17 protein-coding genes are annotated in these 17,990 nt (G+C 30.3%); 10 read left to right on the top strand and 7 right to left on the bottom strand.

The features are described 5' to 3' along the window. Positions 1 to 4: 4 nt before the first annotated feature. Both J3359_RS00220 and J3359_RS00225 read left to right on the top strand, forming a co-directional pair. Positions 5 to 754: a DUF6268 family outer membrane beta-barrel protein gene (locus J3359_RS00220; RefSeq protein ID WP_243765962.1), complete on the top strand. Its 750-nt coding sequence runs from the start codon at positions 5 to 7 to the stop codon at positions 752 to 754. Between the two features lie 114 nt (positions 755 to 868). Beyond that, positions 869 to 2,032, top strand: coding sequence for a sigma-54-dependent transcriptional regulator (locus tag J3359_RS00225; protein WP_208078674.1), 1,164 nt, complete (start codon positions 869 to 871; stop codon positions 2,030 to 2,032). Between the two features lie 354 nt (positions 2,033 to 2,386). On the opposite strand, the gene katG is transcribed toward J3359_RS00225, so the two are convergent. After that, positions 2,387 to 4,588: a catalase/peroxidase HPI gene (katG, locus tag J3359_RS00230; RefSeq protein ID WP_208078676.1), complete on the bottom strand. Its 2,202-nt coding sequence runs from the start codon at positions 4,586 to 4,588 to the stop codon at positions 2,387 to 2,389. Positions 4,589 to 4,850: 262 nt separating this feature from the next. Between katG and J3359_RS00235 the strand changes: the two genes are divergently transcribed. From J3359_RS00235 to J3359_RS00245, 3 genes are all read left to right on the top strand, one after another. After that, positions 4,851 to 5,492 (top strand): peroxiredoxin, encoded by a 642-nt coding sequence (locus J3359_RS00235; protein ID WP_208078678.1) that lies wholly within the window; start codon positions 4,851 to 4,853, stop codon positions 5,490 to 5,492. Between the two features lie 79 nt (positions 5,493 to 5,571). Next, entirely contained in the window at positions 5,572 to 5,880 is a 309-nt protein-coding gene (locus J3359_RS00240; RefSeq protein ID WP_208078680.1) for a thioredoxin family protein, read from the top strand. A 4-nt stretch (positions 5,881 to 5,884) separates the two neighbouring features. Further along, positions 5,885 to 6,142: a DUF6952 family protein gene (locus J3359_RS00245; RefSeq protein WP_208078682.1), complete on the top strand. Its 258-nt coding sequence runs from the start codon at positions 5,885 to 5,887 to the stop codon at positions 6,140 to 6,142. Between the two features lie 56 nt (positions 6,143 to 6,198). On the opposite strand, the gene J3359_RS00250 is transcribed toward J3359_RS00245, so the two are convergent. Both J3359_RS00250 and J3359_RS00255 read right to left on the bottom strand, forming a co-directional pair. After that, positions 6,199 to 6,987, bottom strand: a complete 789-nt coding sequence (locus tag J3359_RS00250; RefSeq protein WP_208078684.1) for an SGNH/GDSL hydrolase family protein — start codon at positions 6,985 to 6,987, stop codon at positions 6,199 to 6,201. A gap of 2 nt (positions 6,988 to 6,989) precedes the next feature. Then, entirely contained in the window at positions 6,990 to 7,148 is a 159-nt protein-coding gene (locus tag J3359_RS00255; protein ID WP_208078686.1) for a hypothetical protein, read from the bottom strand. Positions 7,149 to 7,285: 137 nt separating this feature from the next. Between J3359_RS00255 and J3359_RS00260 the strand changes: the two genes are divergently transcribed. The 4 genes from J3359_RS00260 to J3359_RS00275 all read left to right on the top strand — a co-directional run bounded on the left by J3359_RS00260 (position 7,286) and on the right by J3359_RS00275 (position 12,050). Continuing rightward, on the top strand, positions 7,286 to 8,209 hold the full coding sequence (locus J3359_RS00260; protein ID WP_208078687.1) for a polyprenyl-phosphate transporter: 924 nt from the start codon (positions 7,286 to 7,288) through the stop codon (positions 8,207 to 8,209). Next, positions 8,210 to 9,217, top strand: a complete 1,008-nt coding sequence (locus J3359_RS00265) for a DUF368 domain-containing protein (protein ID WP_208078689.1) — start codon at positions 8,210 to 8,212, stop codon at positions 9,215 to 9,217. Then, positions 9,198 to 9,956 carry a shikimate dehydrogenase family protein gene (locus J3359_RS00270; RefSeq protein ID WP_208078690.1) on the top strand — a complete coding sequence of 253 codons (759 nt, stop codon included), beginning with the start codon at positions 9,198 to 9,200 and terminating at the stop codon, positions 9,954 to 9,956. Before J3359_RS00265 ends, J3359_RS00270 begins: the two co-directional genes overlap by 20 nt. 93 nt (positions 9,957 to 10,049) lie before the next feature. Next, positions 10,050 to 12,050: a DUF349 domain-containing protein gene (locus J3359_RS00275; protein WP_208078691.1), complete on the top strand. Its 2,001-nt coding sequence runs from the start codon at positions 10,050 to 10,052 to the stop codon at positions 12,048 to 12,050. Between the two features lie 208 nt (positions 12,051 to 12,258). On the opposite strand, the gene J3359_RS00280 is transcribed toward J3359_RS00275, so the two are convergent. Together J3359_RS00280 and J3359_RS00285 are read right to left on the bottom strand one after the other, a co-directional pair. Further along, positions 12,259 to 13,032, bottom strand: coding sequence for a zinc ribbon domain-containing protein (locus J3359_RS00280; protein ID WP_208078692.1), 774 nt, complete (start codon positions 13,030 to 13,032; stop codon positions 12,259 to 12,261). 2 nt (positions 13,033 to 13,034) lie between these two features. Beyond that, complete coding sequence (locus J3359_RS00285) at positions 13,035 to 14,129, bottom strand: Nif3-like dinuclear metal center hexameric protein (RefSeq protein ID WP_208078694.1); 1,095 nt, start codon at positions 14,127 to 14,129, stop codon at positions 13,035 to 13,037. Between the two features lie 54 nt (positions 14,130 to 14,183). On the opposite strand from J3359_RS00285, the gene lpxK reads away from it, so the two are divergent. Further along, entirely contained in the window at positions 14,184 to 15,200 is a 1,017-nt protein-coding gene (lpxK, locus tag J3359_RS00290) for a tetraacyldisaccharide 4'-kinase (protein WP_208078695.1), read from the top strand. A gap of 366 nt (positions 15,201 to 15,566) precedes the next feature. Here lpxK and J3359_RS00295 read toward each other — a convergent pair whose 3' ends face one another. Beyond that, complete coding sequence (locus tag J3359_RS00295) at positions 15,567 to 16,904, bottom strand: transposase (protein WP_367890403.1); 1,338 nt, start codon at positions 16,902 to 16,904, stop codon at positions 15,567 to 15,569. A gap of 181 nt (positions 16,905 to 17,085) precedes the next feature. Next, a complete protein-coding gene (locus tag J3359_RS00300; protein ID WP_208078697.1) occupies positions 17,086 to 17,985 on the bottom strand; it encodes a Ppx/GppA phosphatase family protein in 900 nt (299 codons plus the stop codon). Between the last annotated feature and the right edge of the window lie 5 nt (positions 17,986 to 17,990).

The raw sequence follows: 17,990 nt of genomic DNA on the forward strand, positions 1-17,990 counted from the left end.
AAATATGAAAAAGTTTTTAGTATTGATTTCAATATTCACGTATGTAGTTTCAAATGCGCAACTTACAGATTTGGCGAGATTAGAATATTCGTTTATTCCGAAGAATAAATCCGAAGATCAATACACTAGAATTAGAGCTTTGGTAAATTACCCTATTGAAGTAAAAGAAGATGCTTATTTTGTATTCGGCTCCGAATACAATCGAATTTATTTAAACTTAAATGATGCTTATCCTTTCGATACTTCTTCCACTGAAACTATTACAGTTATCGATTTAAACTTAGCTTATACTTATAAAATGAATAAAAAATGGAGGGTTGCTTACAGTATTTCTCCAAGATTAGCTTCAACTTTAAATAAAAAAATAACCAGTAAAGACTTTTTTGTAAATGGAGGTGTTTTCTTTATTAAAGATCGAACAAAAGCAAAAGAGCTCGAAAAACCTTATCGATTAATTTTAGGATTGACCTATAATACCACAACAGGAATTACTTTTCCATTACCATTAATTAGTTATTTTAGACAGCTGAATAAGAAATGGTCTTATATAGTTGGCGTTCCAAAAATAAACTTAAAATATGCTTTTAGCCCCAAAGAGAATTTACAATCTTTTGTGGGTTTAGATGGTTATTTTGCACATTTACAAAGACCAACAATGGTAAATGGAAACCAGGTAGATAATATTTCTTTATCAGTTGTAGTGGCTGGTTTAGGGTACGAATATCAATTTCCAAAACATTTAGTTTGCATATAATGGTTATACATTAAGGTTAAACAATGTTTTAAGAAACGCAGATAGAGACAATGTTTTTACGTTAGACAACGTAAATACATTTTATTTAAGAACAGGAATTAAATTTAGAATATAATGCCAATAATATTAATAATAGAAGACGAAGCAGCAATTAGAAGGGTTTTAACAAAAATTATTTCTGAAGAAAACGAGAACTATATTGTGGAAGAAGCAGAAGATGGTTTGGCTGGAATAGAAATGATAAAAGACAAAGATTACGATTTGGTTCTTTGTGATATTAAAATGCCAAAAATGGATGGTGTAGAGGTTTTGGAAAAAGCAAAAAAGATAAAGCCAGAAGTGCCAATTGTTATGATTTCTGGACATGGAGATTTAGATACAGCAGTAAATACAATGCGTTTAGGGGCTTTTGATTATATATCGAAACCACCAGATTTAAACCGACTTTTAAACACCGTAAGAAACGCTTTGGAAAAGAAAACGTTGGTGGTAGAAAACAAACGTTTAAAGAAAAAAGTAAGCAAAAATTACGAAATGGTTGGCGAAAGCGATGCTATTTCTCATATTAAAGAAATTATTGAAAAAGTTGCAGCTACAGATGCAAGAGTTTTAATTACTGGACCTAATGGAACAGGAAAAGAGTTGGTGGCACATTGGTTGCACGAAAAATCGAACCGTCATAAAGGTGCTATGGTTGAAGTAAACTGTGCTGCAATTCCATCAGAATTAATTGAAAGTGAGTTATTTGGACACGTAAAAGGTTCTTTTACAGGAGCAAATAAAGATAGAGCAGGTAAATTTGAAGCGGCAAATGGAGGAACCATTTTTTTAGATGAAATTGGAGATATGAGCTTGTCTGCACAAGCAAAAGTTTTGCGTGCGCTTCAAGAAAATAGAATTTCCAGAGTGGGATCAGATAAAGATATAAAAGTAAATGTTAGAGTAGTAGCAGCCACCAATAAAAACCTACGTGAAGAAATTGCTGAAGGTAGATTTAGAGAAGATTTATACCACAGATTAGCAGTTATTTTAATAAAAGTTCCTGCTTTGAATGATCGTAGAGAAGACATTCCTTTATTGGTAGATTTCTTCGCAAAAAAGATTTCCGAAGAACAAGGAATGGCTGCAAAAAGTTTTTCTACAGAAGCAATAAAATTATTACAAGAATATAATTGGACAGGAAACATTCGTGAATTAAGAAACGTGGTAGAACGTTTAATAATTTTGGGAGAAAAAGAAGTTTCTAAGAACGATGTAAAACTATTTGCGAGTAAATAATAGGTTTTATATGTGGAATATTAATCTTAATTATCATATTTAAAACATTTTATGACCATTATTTAAAAGAATAAAAGTGTTCAACAATTTTAAGATTAAACATTTTCAATTGCATCCAGCTTTAGCTGGATGTTATAAATAATACCCAGGTGGCTTTAGCCAAAATTATTACTCATATTAAAAAAAGTTTGGCTAAAGCCAGCATTTTTATAATAAATTTACAATGGGTTAAAACCCATTGCTATTGAACTTCTTCTAATATTAGTTTTTAAAAATGATAATGATTTCAATTCATTAAAAAAAAGAGGTAATTCCAACGAATTACCTCTTTTTTACTTTATGAATCAAAGAATTTTATAAATCGAAACGATCTAAGTTCATTACTTTTGTCCAAGCTTTTACAAAATCGGTTACAAATTTTTCTTGCCCGTCATTTGCTCCATACACTTCACAAACAGCTCTTAACTCTGTATTAGAACCAAAAATTAAATCTGCTCTTGTTCCAGAAAATTTCATTGCATTTGTTTTGCGATCTCTTCCAATAAATTCTTTTTCTTCAGCATTTACAGCTTCCCAAGTAATTGAAAAATCTAAAATATTCGAAAAGAAATCATTGGTTAAGGTTTCTTTTTTATCGGTAAAAACACCATGATTAGAGTTGTTGTAATTTACTCCTAAAACTCGTAAACCACCCACTAAAACTGTCATTTCTGGGATAGATAATGTTAGTAAATTAGCTCTGTCTACCAATAAATCTTCTTGTGAAATTGCCAAATTAGGTTTTGCATAATTTCTAAATCCGTCTGCCAAAGGTTCTAAATAACTAAAAGCATCAATATCTGTTTGTTCTTGAGAAGCATCTCCTCTTCCTTGCGAAAAAGGCACTGTTAATTTGTGCCCTGCATTTTCTGCTGCTTTTTCAATTCCTACAGAACCACCTAAAACAATTAAATCTGCAATAGAAACATCATTGTTAAAATCTTTTTTAATTTGTTCGTAAACAGCTAAGATTTCACTTAATTCTTCAGGATTATTTACTTCCCAATTTTTTTGAGGTTCCAAACGAATTCTTCCACCATTTGCACCACCACGTTTGTCTGAACCTCTGTATGTAGAAGCAGAAGCCCAAGCAGTGGAAACTAATTGAGAAATTGTTAAATCAGTATTAGAAATCGTATTCTTTAAAGCATTGATATCTGCATCACTTAAAACATTCTTTGAAGCTGGAATTGGATCTTGCCATAATAATTCTTCAGAAGGAACTTCTGGGCCCAAATAACGATCAATTGGTCCCATATCTCTATGTGTTAATTTGTACCAAGCTCTTGCAAAAGCATCTTCAAAAGCCTTATGATCTTTATGAAAACGAGTAGAAATTTCTAAATATTTAGGATCTGTTTTCAAAGCAATATCAGCTGTTGTCATCATTAAAGCTTGTTTTTCATTTGCATTTCCAGCTTTTGGAGCCATTCTTGCATTTGAAGCAGCAGTTGGTGTCCATTGATGCGCACCTGCAGGACTTTTCGTTAATTCCCAATCGTAATTTAGTAAAACATCAAAAAAATCGGCATCCCATTGAATAGGGTTTGGTGTCCAAGCACCTTCGATTCCACTTGTAATTGTATCATCTAAAACACCAGACTTATAGGTGTTTTTCCATCCAGAACTCATTTCTTCAATTTTAGCTCCATGAGGAGCATCTCCAACATATTTGTCTGGATTTGCAGCACCATGTGCTTTTCCGAACGTGTGCCCACCAGCGATTAAGGCTACAGTTTCTTCATCATCCATAGCCATTCTTTTAAATGTTTCTCGAACATTTTTTGCAGAACCCACTGGGTCTGGAATACCATTTGGTCCTTCAGGATTTACATAAATCCAACCCATCATAACTGCAGCTAATGGCTTTTCTAATTCGCCACTTTCATATCTAGCCTCATTGTCTCCCCATTCTTTCTCACTTCCCCAGTAAATATCTTGTTCTGGCTCCCAAATATCTTCTCTACCAGCTGCGTAACCAAAGGTTTTAAACCCCATAGATTCTAAAGCACAATTTCCTGTTAAAATTATTAAATCTGCCCAAGATATTTTATTGCCATACTTTTTTTTAATTGGCCACAAAAGTAAACGAGCTTTATCTAGATTTCCATTGTCTGGCCAGCTATTAACTGGTGCAAATCGTTGGTTTCCTGTACCTGCTCCTCCACGTCCATCACCAATTCTATAAGTACCAGCATTGTGCCAGGCCATTCTAACCATAAAACCACCATAATGACCGTAATCTGCTGGCCACCAATCTTGTGAGTCTGTCATTAAATTTAGTATATCTTGTTTTAATTCTTTAAAATTAAGGCTGTTAAATGCTTCTTTATAGTTAAAGTCTTCTCCTAAAGGATTTGATTTTGATGCATTTTGACGTAAAATATTCAATTTTAATTCATTTGGCCACCAATCTCTATTTGTAGTTCCACTTCCGCCAGTTTTTTTCTCAGCACCACTCATAAATGGACATTTATCCATACCAGAGTTGTTTTTTTTTGTATCGTAATTGCTCATAATTAAAATTTTATGTTTTGATGCTTCAAAGTTACAAAATATTTTAAATAGTTTTTATCTATTTATTTTATTTTAAAATAAATAATATTGATTTAAGGTAATCTATATCAGAAAATTTTATTATTATCATCTTAAGTTATAATAAAAATTGATTGTAATATAAAAACTTCCATTAACTTATTTCTTTATTCTCCACCATCATTTTTATCTTTGCATCGGAAAATAAAAAACATATTATTAATTATAAAATTCAATAAAAAAAATGGCAACAACAGTTGGTAAAAAATTTCCAGATTTAAATGTAGATGCAATGGACGAAATGGGTGATACATTTAAGCTAAATGTATTAGAAGAAGCAATAAATAACAAGAAAAAAGTATTGTTGTTTTGGTATCCAAAAGACTTTACATTTGTGTGTCCTACAGAATTACATGCTTTCCAAGAAGCTTTAGGTGAGTTCGAAAAAAGAAACACACTTGTAATTGGTGCATCTTGTGATACTCCAGAAGTACATTTTGCATGGTTAAATACCTCTAAAGATGATGGAGGTATTGAAGGGGTTACTTATCCAATTTTGGCAGATTCTAACCGTAATTTATCTTCAATTTTAGGAATTTTAGATATTACAAACGAAACTTTTGATGAAGCTTCCCAAACAATTCAAGTAGAAGGAGATAATGTAACTTACAGAGCTACTTATTTAATTGATGAAGAAGGAACAGTTTTCCATGAAGGCGTTAACCACATGCCAGTTGGTAGAAATGTAAATGAATTTTTACGTTTAATTGATGCCTATGCACACGTTCAAAAAAACGGAGAAGTTTGTCCTGCAAACTGGGAAGAAGGTAAAGAAGCTATGTCTCCAAATGCAAAAGGAACAGCAGCATATTTAGCAAAACATTAAAAAATAAGAGGAATAAATTCGTGTTGGAGTTGGGGGACAAAAACACGAATCCTTTTCAAAATAAAAAAAGAATAAAGTTATGGTACAAGAATTAACAGAAGATAACTTAGGTGTTATTTTAGAAGGAAACGAAAAAGTAATTGTACAATATTCTGCAACTTGGTGTGGAAACTGTAGAATTATGAAGCCAAAATTTAAGAAATTGGCAACAGAAATGGATACAATTAAATTTGTAATTGTAGATGCAGAGAAATTTCCTGAAAGCAGAAAGTTAGCAGATGTAAGTAATTTACCAACATTTGCAATTTTCGAAAACGGAGAAAAAAAGAACCAAGCACAAACCAATAAGTTTGATGTTTTGAAAGACTTAGTAAACGAATTAGCTTAGATCTATGAAATTACCTGTAATTAAACATTTAACCAATTTTATTGAAGAAAACGACCAAGATTATGTTTTAGAAACAATTGAAACTTTAGAAGCTTTAACAGAAGTTCCGTCTTTAAAAGACGAAGAATTAGATGTTGTTGGAGAGTTGATTTCTAATATGTATGGGGCAATAGAAGTAGATAAAATGGTAAAAGATGGAACCCCTAAAAAAGAAGCGTTAAATACTTTTATGAAGCGTGTTTTAGGCTCTATTGATACTTAAAATTATCGAAAATATATTATTAAAAATCTCAAGTGAAAGCTTGAGTTTTTTTTAGTTTATATAGCTCTTAACCACTTTTTAAAACTTCTTTTCTTCATAATAAATTGCGCCATATCTTTTCCCCATAATTCGTAAGATAATTTAGAAGGATGCACACCGTCACTAAAATAAATAGCAATGTCGTTTTTAAGATTGTACTTTTTAGACCAATTTTTTAAAGTTACAACCTCACTATTGTAAAAAACTCTTTTTTTTCTTTTTACCTTTTTTTGAAGTTTTTCTCCAAAAATTTCAACCAAGTTTCCAATAACAAATTTCATCGTTTTTGTAAACGCAGGAAACTCTTTAATAGGAGGCATATTTGTAAAATAAATAGGTGTTCTAGGAAATTTTTTCTTAAGACTTTTAATCAACTTTTCGATATTTAGCATTACTAATAAAGGCGAATTCAATTTAAAAGCATCATTTCCACCCAAACCAATTACAATAATATCTGCATTAGACTCTTCAATTTTTGGGAGTAGTTTTTTGGTAATTTGTTTCGTTGTATAACCACTTCTTGCATATACTCTCCATAAAATAGAGATATTATTTTTTTCTGAAATTTCTTTTACGAGTGCACCAGTAAAACCATTTTCGTGAATATCTACACCAACACCTGCAAGGGTGCTTTCTCCTAATGTAATTACTTTTAAAGTCTTTTGTGAAGTCGTTTTTATATAGCCTTTTGGTTTTAGGGCTTCAGGTAATCTTGGAGTGTCTTTACGAATTTTTTTACCTTGCATTAAAAGCACAGGAAGTAAGGGAAAAGAAATAATACACCCAAAAATATACTTTATACTCATATTTAATCTTCTTTTTTTTCTTGATTCGCTTTTTTAATAATAGCTTTTAAACGTTTTTTATGAAGCTGCTTTTCTAGCTTTACTTTGTTAATTTTACGATTCATTAACTTGGTGTGCTTCGCTTTATTAAGTGTGTTTTTTGCTTTTCCTTTTTTGGGCATTTGCGAATCTTAAAATGGTTTTCTTTTAAAATGTTAAAATACGTTTTTTTTAAATTAAATAAACTGTCAATAGAGAGCATCAATATTTATTTTTACTTAAAATTCTACTATCTTCGTTTTTTTTAAATCAAAACAGAATGTCTAGAAGTTTAAAAGATTACGTAATTATTGGATTAAAAGGAATGGCAATGGGTGCAGCAGATGTAGTGCCAGGAGTTTCTGGAGGTACAATTGCATTTATATCTGGTATTTATGAAGAGTTATTAGGTTCTATAAGCAAGATTAATTTTGGTTTATTTAAAACATTAAAAAATGAAGGTTTTACAGCAGCTTGGAAACAAGTAAATGGAACTTTCTTATTATCACTTTTTATTGGAATTTTTATAAGCATTATATCTTTAGCAAAAACCATTAAATGGTTATTAGAAAACGAGCCTGTTTTATTATGGTCTTTTTTCTTTGGTTTGGTTTTAGCGAGTATTATTTACATCGCTAAACAAATTAAAAAATGGAATGTTGTGGCGGTTTTGGCACTTTTGGCGGCCGCTTTTTTAGCGTATTATGTAACTACTTTAAATCCTTTGGTAAGCGAAAATTCTTCTCTGTTATTTATGTTTTTAGCAGGAGCCATTGCAATTTGCGCAATGATTTTACCAGGAATTTCAGGAGCTTTTATTTTAGTTTTATTAGGTGCTTACAAACCAATTTTATCCGCTGTTAACGATAAAGATTTAAAAACAATAGCAGTAGTTGGCTTAGGAGCAATCGTAGGTTTGTTATCTTTTTCTAAAGTTTTAAAATGGATGTTCGTAAATTATAAAAATATTACTTTAGCAATGTTAACGGGTTTTATAATAGGCTCTTTAAATAAAATTTGGCCTTGGAAAGAAACACTTACTTGGCGAACAAATTCTCATGGAATTGAAGTGCCTTTAAAAGAACAAAGCATTTCTCCTTATAATTTTGATGCAGATCCGCAATTATTAATGGCAGTAGTTTTGGCTCTTATTGGTTTTGCACTAATTTTATTAATGGAGAAATTAGCTGTTAAAAAAGTATAAATGCAACAAGAAAGAACATTTCTACAAAAAACAAATCTTTTTCTAAAAGGATTAGCAATGGGAGCTGCAAATAAAGTTCCTGGTGTTTCTGGTGGAACTGTTTCTTTTGTTTTTGGCTTTTACGAAGAATTAATTTATTCTTTTCGAAAAGTAAATTTAAAAGCATTAAAACTGCTTTTAAATGGAAGGTTTACTAGCTTTTTTAGATATACAAATGCACAATTCTTAACATTAATAATGGCTGGAAGTATTTTTAGCTATTTTAGTATTTCTTTAGTTTTAGATTATTTTTTAAAACACTATGAACTTTATGTGTGGAGCTGGTTTTTTGGAATGATTATTGGCTCTATTTATTATATAGGAAAAGATTTTGGAGAATGGAATGCAAAAAATATTGGCTCATTAGTCATAGGAGCTTCAGTAGGAATAGGAATTAGTTTTTTAACACCTGCAGCCGAAAATGATAATCTTTGGTTTGTTTTTATCTGTGGAATTATTGGAGTTTCTGGAATGACATTGCCAGGACTTTCTGGTTCTTTTATTTTAATTTTAATGGGTAATTATGTACTACTTTTAGTAGATTCTGTAAACGAGTTATTCTTTGTAATAACAAATTTGGTATCAGGAAATTTCGAGATATTGTTAGATTCAGAGAAAATTCGTTACCTTAAAATAATAAGTGTTTTTACAGCAGGTTCTGCATTTGGTTTGGTTTCTATTTCGCATGTTTTAGGATATGTTTTAAAAAGATGGAACACAATCGTAACAGCCGTTATAATTGGTTTTATAACGGGTTCTTTAGGGATTGTTTGGCCATGGAAAAAAGCAGTATATGTAACTAAAAATGGCGATTTTGCATTAGATAAAACTGGCAATAAAATTATTGAAAACTATCACAGGTTTATTCCAGATTTTTCGAATACAGAAACTTGGTTTGCCATTTTTTATATTGTTATAGGAATCGCATTAATACTAATTATAGATTATTATGGCAGAAAGAAAAAATAGCACTTTCGGACTTTTAGGAAAAGATATTTCTTACTCTTTTTCACGTGGATATTTTACAAAGAAATTTAAAAATTTAGGTTTTACTAAAACCAAGTATGTAAATTTCGATATTCCAAAAATAGAAGATTTCCCAAATATTATTAAAAATGATGATAGCATTTGTGGAATAAATGTAACAATTCCTTACAAAGAAGAAGTGATACCTTATTTAGATAAATTAGATAAAACTGCCAAAAAAATAGGAGCAGTAAATACAATTAAATTCACAAAAAGAGGAAATTTAAAAGGATACAATACAGATGTTGTTGGTTTCGAAAAATCGATTTCTCCTTATTTTAAAAAGCATCATAAATTTGCACTAATTTTAGGCACTGGAGGAGCTTCTAAAGCAGTTGCTTTTGCTTTGAAACGAAATAATATTAAATATAAATTTGTTTCTCGAAATCCTTCAGGCGAAAAAGAAATTTCATATCAAGATTTGTCAGAAAAAATCTTCAACAAATACAATGTTATTATCAATTGTACACCTTTAGGAACTTCGCCCAATGTAGATAAATATCCAACAATTCCATATCAATATTTATCTAAAAAACATTTGTTATTCGACTTAATTTACAATCCAGAATTAACGATTTTTCTTGAAAAAGGAAAAGAAAGAGGAGCAACTGTAAAAAACGGATATCAAATGTTAGAAATTCAGGCAGAAGAGTCTTGGGCAATCTGGAATAAAAACAAATAATTTAATTTAACTGTCATTTGCGAATATAATTAGTTGTCAGTATCTTTATAGAATAATAATAAATATTATTAATAGCACTTAAACATTGTAGATATGTTAGATAAGAATGACGAAAACGTTAAAAAAACGGAAGATAGTACTAAAGAAGTCGCAAATGAAACTCCAAAAGTAGAAGAAGTGACATCTTTTGAAGAAGTGAATGAAGTTGAAGAACCATTAAAAGAAACAGTTAAAATAAAAGAAGTAGAAATCTCGGAAACGACCAACAGAGTAGAAGAATCAACCGAAAAAGTGGTAGAGGAAAATAATAACGATATAAATGAAGCTATAGATGAAATTGAAAAATCTGTAGCAGAGGACGCAGAAAATAGCAATTCTAAAGAAGAGGAAACTCCAAAAGTAGATTATTCTAAAGCAACTTTAGAAGCTTTAGTTGTTGCTTTAAAGAAAGTAATTTCTAACAATCCTGTTCAAAAAATTAAATCTCAAGTAGATGCAATCAAGAATGCTTTCAACCAGAAGTTTGGGGCGTTATTGGCAGAAAAAAAAGAAGCTTTTTTAGCGGAAGGAGGTAATTCTATCGATTTTCAATTTTCGAGTCCAATAAAAACAGAATACAATGCACTGCTTTTTAGTTATAAAAAAGAGAGAGATGCATACTATAAAGATTTAGAAAAAAAATTAAACGAAAACTTAGAAAAAAGGTTAAAGGTAATTGAAGATTTAAAAACTTTAATTGAAGATGCAGATACTGCTACTATGTATAAGCAGTTTAGAGAGTTGCAAGATAACTGGCGTGCAATTGGTCCAGTTTCTAAAACGCGTTATAACGATACTTGGAAGATTTACCATCATCATGTAGAGCGTTTTTACGATTTATTACATTTAAGTAACGATTTTAGAGATTTAGACTTTAAAAATAATTTAGAGGAAAAACTTAAAATTATTAAACAAGCAGAAGCATTAGCAGAGAAAGAAGACATTACAGAAGCTTTTAAGGAATTGCAAGAACTACACAAAACTTGGAAAGAAGATATTGGTCCAGTTTCTAGCGAAATGCGAGAAGAAGTTTGGCATAAGTTTAGTGTAGCTACAAAGAAAATACACGATAAGCGTCATCAGTATTTTCGTGAAATGCGCTCTAAATATCAAGAAATTATTGATAAAAAATTAGAGATTATAGAAGTTTTAAATAATTATAATACTTCTAATAACACCTCTCATAAAGATTGGCAAGAAAGCATAAAGCATGTGGAACAGCTAAGACAATTGTATTTTAATGCTGGTAAATTACCATATAATAAAAGTGAAGAAGTTTGGCAAAAGTTTAAAGCAGCAACAAAGAAATTTAACAGTGCAAAGAATCTCTTTTACAAACAAGAAAAAAGTAGCCAGCAAGAGAATTTAGAAAAGAAAATTGCCTTAATAGAAATTGCAGAATCTTTAAAAGATAGTGAAGATTGGGAAATGGCTACAAATGCAATGAAGAAAGTTCAAGCAGATTGGAAAAAAATTGGGCACGTTCCAAGAAAGTTCTCAGATGATATTTGGAAAAGATTCAAGACAGCTTGTAACCATTATTTCGATAGATTTCACGAACAGAAAAATGCAGTAAGCAAAGAACAACAAGTTGCTGTAGATGCTAAGAAAGCACTTTTAGACTCTTTAAAAGAGAAAGAGTCACACACAAAAGAAAGCGTGTTAGAAGCTATTAATAAGTGGAGAGCATTAGGTGTATTGCCAAGAAACGTAAGACATTTAGAAAGTAAGTTTAACAAGCAAGTAGATAAAATGTTAGAAAGTTTGTCTTTAGATAAACAAGAAGTTGCCATGTTAAAATTTACCAATTCTTTAGATAGTTTGGTGGCAAATAAAGATTTTAGAAAATTAGATTCCGAACAAATGTTTGTTCGTAAGAAAATAGACGAGGTAAATCGTGAAATTTCGCAATTAGAGAATAACTTAGGTTTCTTTTCGAATGCAAAAGCAGACAATCCATTAGTAGCAAATGTTAAAAAGCAAGTAGAAGAATTTAGAGTAGATTTAAATATTTGGAAAGAAAAACTAGCTTATTTAAAAGGTTTAGATTATTAAAGCCTATCTCACAAGATTTTAATAATCTTGTGGGTATATTTAAAATAAAAAAATAGTATTCCGTTAATGTAAAACCTAGACAGGTTTTAAAAATCTCTCAAGTCTAATTGCTTCTTGGGAAATCGCTAAAAATTACTATACAACCTAAAAAAAACTCGAAGCATAAACTTCGAGTTTTTTTTAGGTTGTAAGGTTGTAAAAAAATATTTTAAGAAAATAATTTATCCATTTTTTCTTTTTCTTCTTCAGCCAAAGCAGCATCTACTAAGATACGTCCACTATGTTCGTCTATTGTAATTTTCTTTCTGTTTGCAATCTCTAATTGAACCTGAGGAGGAATTGTAAAGTAAGAACCTCCAGAAGCTCCACGTTCGATAGCAACAACAGCCAAACCATTTTTTACTTTGTTTCTAATTCTATTATAAGCTTTAAATAAATGCTCATCTAAAGATTTAGAAAACTCTTCCGATTTTTCAGTTAAAAGTTTCTCCTCTTTTTCAGTTTCTTTTAAGATAGCATCTAACTCCGCTTTTTTATGAGCTAAATGTTGCTCTTGCTTTGCTAATTTTTCTTTAGTAGCATCGATTATTTCGTTTTTCTGCGCAATTTTAGCTTTGTATTCGTTAATTCTTTTCTCCGCTAATTGAATTTCTAAATCTTGATATTCAATTTCTTTAGATAAAGAATCGAACTCTCTATTATTTCTAACATTTTTTTGTTGCTCGTCGTATTTTTTCATTAACGCTTTAGAGTCTTCAATCGCCTGTTTTTTATTGTTAATTTCTGTCTCTAAGTTTGCAGCATCTTCTGCTAAATTAGAAATACGCGTATTTAAGCCGGCAACTTCATCTTCTAAATCTTCCACTTCTAAAGGTAATTCACCTCTAACGTTTCTAATTTCGTCAATTCTAGAGTCTATTAATTGTAAGTCATACAATGCTCTTAATTTTTGTTCAACCGAAACTTCTTTCTTCTTTGCCATGTTTATAGGTAATAAATAGGATTTGTACTTTTTTCTGATAAAATGATTGCAAAATTAGTGAATTTTTTCGTAAGATAATCAACCAAAAGGTTTTTTGTAAACTGTTCGCTTTCATAATGCCCAATATCGGCTAATAAAATACGATTTTCTGCCTTAAAAAACTCGTGATATTTAAAGTCTGCACTCACATAAGCATCTGCACCTGCTCTTTTTGCATTAGAAATTGCAAAACTTCCAGAACCGCCTAAAACAGCGACTTTTTTTACTTTTTTACGGATAAAATTAGAGTGTCTCACACAATCGGTTTTCATGGTTTGCTTTAAAAACAGTAAAAAATCTTTTTCTTCCATTGCAGAAGGAAGCTCGCCAACCATTCCCATGCCAATATCTTGGTATGTATTTTCTGTGGCAGATAAATAATAGGCTATTTCTTCGTAAAAAGTACATTTTTGTAGCGCATTTAAAATAGCACTTTCATTTTTAGCTTCAAAAATAACAGAAACCTGTGTTTCTTCATTTGCTTCCAATTTTCCTTTTTCGCCAACTACAGGATTCGAACCTTCATTTCCTCTAAACGTTCCAATGCCTTCAACATTAAAAGAACATTGGTTGTAATTACCAATATTTCCTGCGCCAGCATTAAAAAGTACTTTTCTTAATTCTTCTGCATTTTCTTTTGGCGCAAAAGTGGTTAGTTTTTTTAGAATTCCTTTTTTGGGGATTAAGATTTTAGTGTTTGTTAAACCTAAAACTTTACACATTTTTGCAGAAACTCCATTTTTAGAATTGTCTAAAGCTGTGTGTGTCGCATAAATTGCAATATTATTTTTAATGGCTTTTAAAACCACTCTTTCTACATAAGAATTGCCATTAAATTTTTTCATACCTCCAAAAATAATTGGATGAAAACTTACAATTAAATTACACTTTTTCGCAATTGCTTCTTCTACAGTTTCCTCTAAAGTGTCTAATGTTACTAAGATTCCAGAAACTTCTGTGTTGTAATTTCCAATTAACAAACCAACATTGTCAAAATCTTCGGCATATTGCAAAGGCGCTAATTCTTCCAAATAATTTGTAACTTCTTTTATCTTCATTTTAATCTCTTTATCTTAAAACCAAAGTTACCATTTTTATGTATTTTTACAGCAATGAAACTACTTAGATTTTTATTGTTTCCTTTTGCGATTATTTACGACTTGGTTACGAGAATTCGTAACTATTTTTTTGATGTTGGTATTTTTAAAGAAACTGTCTTTAAAATACCTGTAATTGTGGTTGGTAATTTAAGTGTTGGTGGAACAGGAAAAACGCCGCAAATAGAATATTTAATACGATTATTAAAAAAGAAGTATAAAACTGGGGTTTTAAGCAGAGGGTATAAACGCAAAACAACAGGTTATGTATTGCTTAATAATTCGCATTCTGCAGAAGATGTTGGTGATGAACCTTTGCAGTATTTTAATAAATTTAAGAATATAGATATTGCTGTAGATGCAAATAGGATAAAAGGTATTGGTCGTTTAATTGCAGATAATAATGCTGAAGTTATTTTGTTAGACGATGCTTTTCAGCATAGAAAAGTAAAAGGAAGTTTCTATATACTACTTACAAAATTTGATGATTTATTTGTAGATGATTTTTTACTGCCGACAGGAAATTTAAGAGAAAGTAGCAGTGGAGCAAAAAGAGCAGATGTAATCTTGGTTACAAAATGTCCAAATAATTTAAATGTTTACGAGCAAGAAAGAATTAAAGAAAAACTAAGTATTTATAACAAACCAGTTTTTTTTACAACGATTACATATGCAGGTACACTTTCTGGAAGCACAATTATTTCTATGGAAGAATTAAAAAACTATGAAGTTTTATTAATTACTGGAATTGCGAACCCAAAACCTTTAGAAGATTTTTTAAAAAGTGAACGAATTTGTTTTCGTCATTTAAAATACCCAGATCATCATCATTTTTCGAATCGTGAAATTAAAGATATACATCGAAGATTTGAAGAAATTACTTCAGTAAAAAAAATAATTCTTACTACCGAAAAAGACTATGTAAGGTTGGTAGATAAGATAAATAATTTGTATTATTTACCTATAGAAACTTCTTTTTTAAATAATGAAAATGAAATGTTTAATAAAATAATTAGTAATTATTTAGCATAAGTTCGATACACGCTAATTAACCATTTTTTTTTTTGAAAATCAAATGTCATTAGGATGATGCAGGAAGAGAGGAGTCTTGCAAATTGTAGTTATAAATTATAAGATTTCTCCTATCGCTGAAATGAAATTTAATATAAACAACTGTTTGTTAGTGAGTTAAATTAAAATCATTTCTTAACTTAAACACGTTTTATTTAGGCACATTCAGAAAATAGGTTATTTTTAAAAATGCAGCTAAAATTGCGGGCATAATTATTTAAATTCTACCCTCAATTTTTGTTTTAAAGCTGTTTTAAGGGTTCAGTTTCTTAAAAATTTCCCAACAAGACATACCTCTCCCATAAAACTATATTCAATGCTTCAAATTTAGGCTACTTGTTGTGCTGTTTTAGCTATTTTTCTTCGGCCAATTTCAAGAGCATTCCCTGTGTGTATTCCAAAGAATATCCATAGAATTTCATTCTTTTTAGTTTTGGCTTTTATTTTTCGTAAGTGATAATATTCTTTATCCTTTCCAAAAGAACCTTCTAATCTTGTAGCTCTTTCTTTTGCGATAATAGCTCTAAGTTGCTTTTTTTCTTTATGATTTTTCGGCTTTTTTCCCTTGGGGATAAAGTCTGTTTCTATGTTCTTAGAACTACAGTGTTTTCTATTTTTATTGGTGGCATAAATTTTATCTGCTCCAGCTATTTTTACTTTTTTTCGAGTTAATCCTTGTGCTTTTTGGACTGTTTGAATAAAACGATTTCCTTCATGAAATGCATTAAAGTTAATATGTTCGATAAAGCTAATTCCATCAATTTGAACTTTGTTAACTTTTGCTCCAAATTCAACAGGTTTTACTTCCTTTCCTCGAACAATAGGACGAATATAATCCTTTTGAATGCTTACAATTCTATCTTTGATTTTTTCTCCTGTATCAAAATGATCTTTTTGTTGTTTGTAAATCCTTTGAATTGTATTTATTCGCTTATAATACAAAGCTATAAACTCAATATTGTGATTTTCTGACAACTTTTTTTCAAAGTTGATAAATTTACTTAACAGATTGAGTAAACCTCGGGTTAATGAAATACGTTTCGACTTGGTTTTTCTTCGCATTTTACTAAATCCTTGATAACGTTTTTTCCACTTGATATATTTACTTCTAATCATTTTAACCCCTAATATAGAGCAGGTTTTACGTAATTGATTGTACAACCAATGAACCGACTCCCAAAGTAATTTTTGGATGCTAGGGTAACGAACTTCACTTTCATAACAAGTAGCATCCATTACAATTTGATTGGGGTTTTCAATTTCGTTTTTCCAAGAGTTGAATAGAATTTTTTCTATGGAATTAATATCGAGTTTCTCTGCTAATTCACAACGTATTTGGCTCACTATTTTATAGTTTGTTAAGCGTTCAAAACCTAGTTCTATATCACAGAAAAATTGATAGTCTAAATTCGAGTTTAGTTGCTCAATCAATTTTCTATCTGAACAATTAGCATAATGTTTTAAAAACATTAAACCTAGTCTTCCTTTAGGACTAAAAAGATAGTTTCTCCCTTTTGATTGTTCAGAAATACCAAAAGAGCTAACTAAATCATTCCAAGGAATTGCAGAGTAGATTTTACCTAAATCTCCCTCTAAAAATCGCGCATAATGAGCATCATAATTCTCGCTGAGGGGAAAAAATTGAAATGCGGTGTTGCATTTCAGAAATTCTTCGTACTTTCATAATTATCGAAATTAAAACCCCGTTTTTTGCCTATATTGGCCATTTTCGGGGTTTATTATAGCTACAAAATACAACAAATCCCTCGTAAAAACAAGGGATGCGTTGTTTTATGAAAGCGCCTATTTAGTAGATAATTTTTAAAATACAATAAAAAAAATGAAACTATAACTTCTTAAAATATAAACTTTTTATGATACCATCAGACAAACCAATTTTCGGAACATAAATTTTCCTTGATCCACTCCATTTCATTGCAGACAAGTAAATTTTTGTAGCAGGAATAATAACGTCTGCTCTATCTGGATTTAAACTCAACTCCGAAATCCTGTCTTCGTAAGACATATTTTTTAAAAATTGATATTGAGCATTCAAATAAATAAAAGAAATTGGTTTTCCTTCAGTTCTACCAGACATTTTAAAGAGTTTGTTAATGTTTCCTCCAGAACCTATTAAAGAGATGCGTTTTAAATCTTTCGTATTTTTTTTAATCCATTTTTCTACATTGGCAAAAATTTCTTTGTTTACAGATTTTTTATTATTTAACAAACGAACTGTACCCATTTTAAAAGATTTAGAAGTAATAATTCTTCCTTTAGAGAAAAGTGTAAACTCTGTGCTTCCACCACCAACATCTACATATAAATAAGAATTATCTCCTTGTATTAATTGGTTTAAATCTGTAGAAGAAATAATAGCAGCTTCTTCTTTACCACCAATAATATCTATTTGTACACCCGTTTCTGTAAGAACTTTTTTGGCAACTTCTTTTCCGTTTAAAGCTTCTCTCATTGCAGAAGTAGCACAAGCTTTGTAGCGTTCTACACCATTAATTTTCATTAATAGTTTAAAGGCTTCCATAGCATTTAGCATTCTTGTAATATTGGCTTTACTAATAACGCCTTCACCAACAAAGGCATCTGCTCCTAAACGAATAGGAACTCGTACTAAAGAAGATTTTTTAAATTGGGGTTCTTTATCTTCGGATACGATAACGTTCGAAATTAGCAAACGAATCGCATTAGAACCAATATCTATAGCACCGAATTTTTTTATTTCTAACAAACTAA

Origin of the sequence: Polaribacter cellanae, from assembly GCF_017569185.1 — a bacterium.
Classification (GTDB): Bacteria; Bacteroidota; Bacteroidia; order Flavobacteriales; family Flavobacteriaceae; genus Polaribacter; species Polaribacter cellanae.

Bases quoted from the DNA above. Each gene is read 5' to 3' on its own strand.
- J3359_RS00240 (WP_208078680.1), top strand. From the start codon at position 5,572: ATGGTACAAGAATTAACAGAAGATAACTTAGGTGTTATTTTAGAAGGA.
- J3359_RS00260 (WP_208078687.1), top strand. From the start codon at position 7,286: ATGTCTAGAAGTTTAAAAGATTACGTAATTATTGGATTAAAAGGAATG.
- J3359_RS00245 (WP_208078682.1), top strand. From the start codon at position 5,885: ATGAAATTACCTGTAATTAAACATTTAACCAATTTTATTGAAGAAAAC.
- lpxK (WP_208078695.1), top strand. From the start codon at position 14,184: ATGAAACTACTTAGATTTTTATTGTTTCCTTTTGCGATTATTTACGAC.
- J3359_RS00250 (WP_208078684.1), bottom strand. From the start codon at position 6,987: ATGAGTATAAAGTATATTTTTGGGTGTATTATTTCTTTTCCCTTACTT.
- J3359_RS00225 (WP_208078674.1), top strand. From the start codon at position 869: ATGCCAATAATATTAATAATAGAAGACGAAGCAGCAATTAGAAGGGTT.
- J3359_RS00255 (WP_208078686.1), bottom strand. From the start codon at position 7,148: ATGCCCAAAAAAGGAAAAGCAAAAAACACACTTAATAAAGCGAAGCAC.
- J3359_RS00285 (WP_208078694.1), bottom strand. From the start codon at position 14,129: ATGAAGATAAAAGAAGTTACAAATTATTTGGAAGAATTAGCGCCTTTG.
- J3359_RS00280 (WP_208078692.1), bottom strand. From the start codon at position 13,032: ATGGCAAAGAAGAAAGAAGTTTCGGTTGAACAAAAATTAAGAGCATTG.
- katG (WP_208078676.1), bottom strand. From the start codon at position 4,588: ATGAGCAATTACGATACAAAAAAAAACAACTCTGGTATGGATAAATGT.
- J3359_RS00270 (WP_208078690.1), top strand. From the start codon at position 9,198: ATGGCAGAAAGAAAAAATAGCACTTTCGGACTTTTAGGAAAAGATATT.
- J3359_RS00220 (WP_243765962.1), top strand. From the start codon at position 5: ATGAAAAAGTTTTTAGTATTGATTTCAATATTCACGTATGTAGTTTCA.
- J3359_RS00235 (WP_208078678.1), top strand. From the start codon at position 4,851: ATGGCAACAACAGTTGGTAAAAAATTTCCAGATTTAAATGTAGATGCA.
- J3359_RS00265 (WP_208078689.1), top strand. From the start codon at position 8,210: ATGCAACAAGAAAGAACATTTCTACAAAAAACAAATCTTTTTCTAAAA.
- J3359_RS00275 (WP_208078691.1), top strand. From the start codon at position 10,050: ATGTTAGATAAGAATGACGAAAACGTTAAAAAAACGGAAGATAGTACT.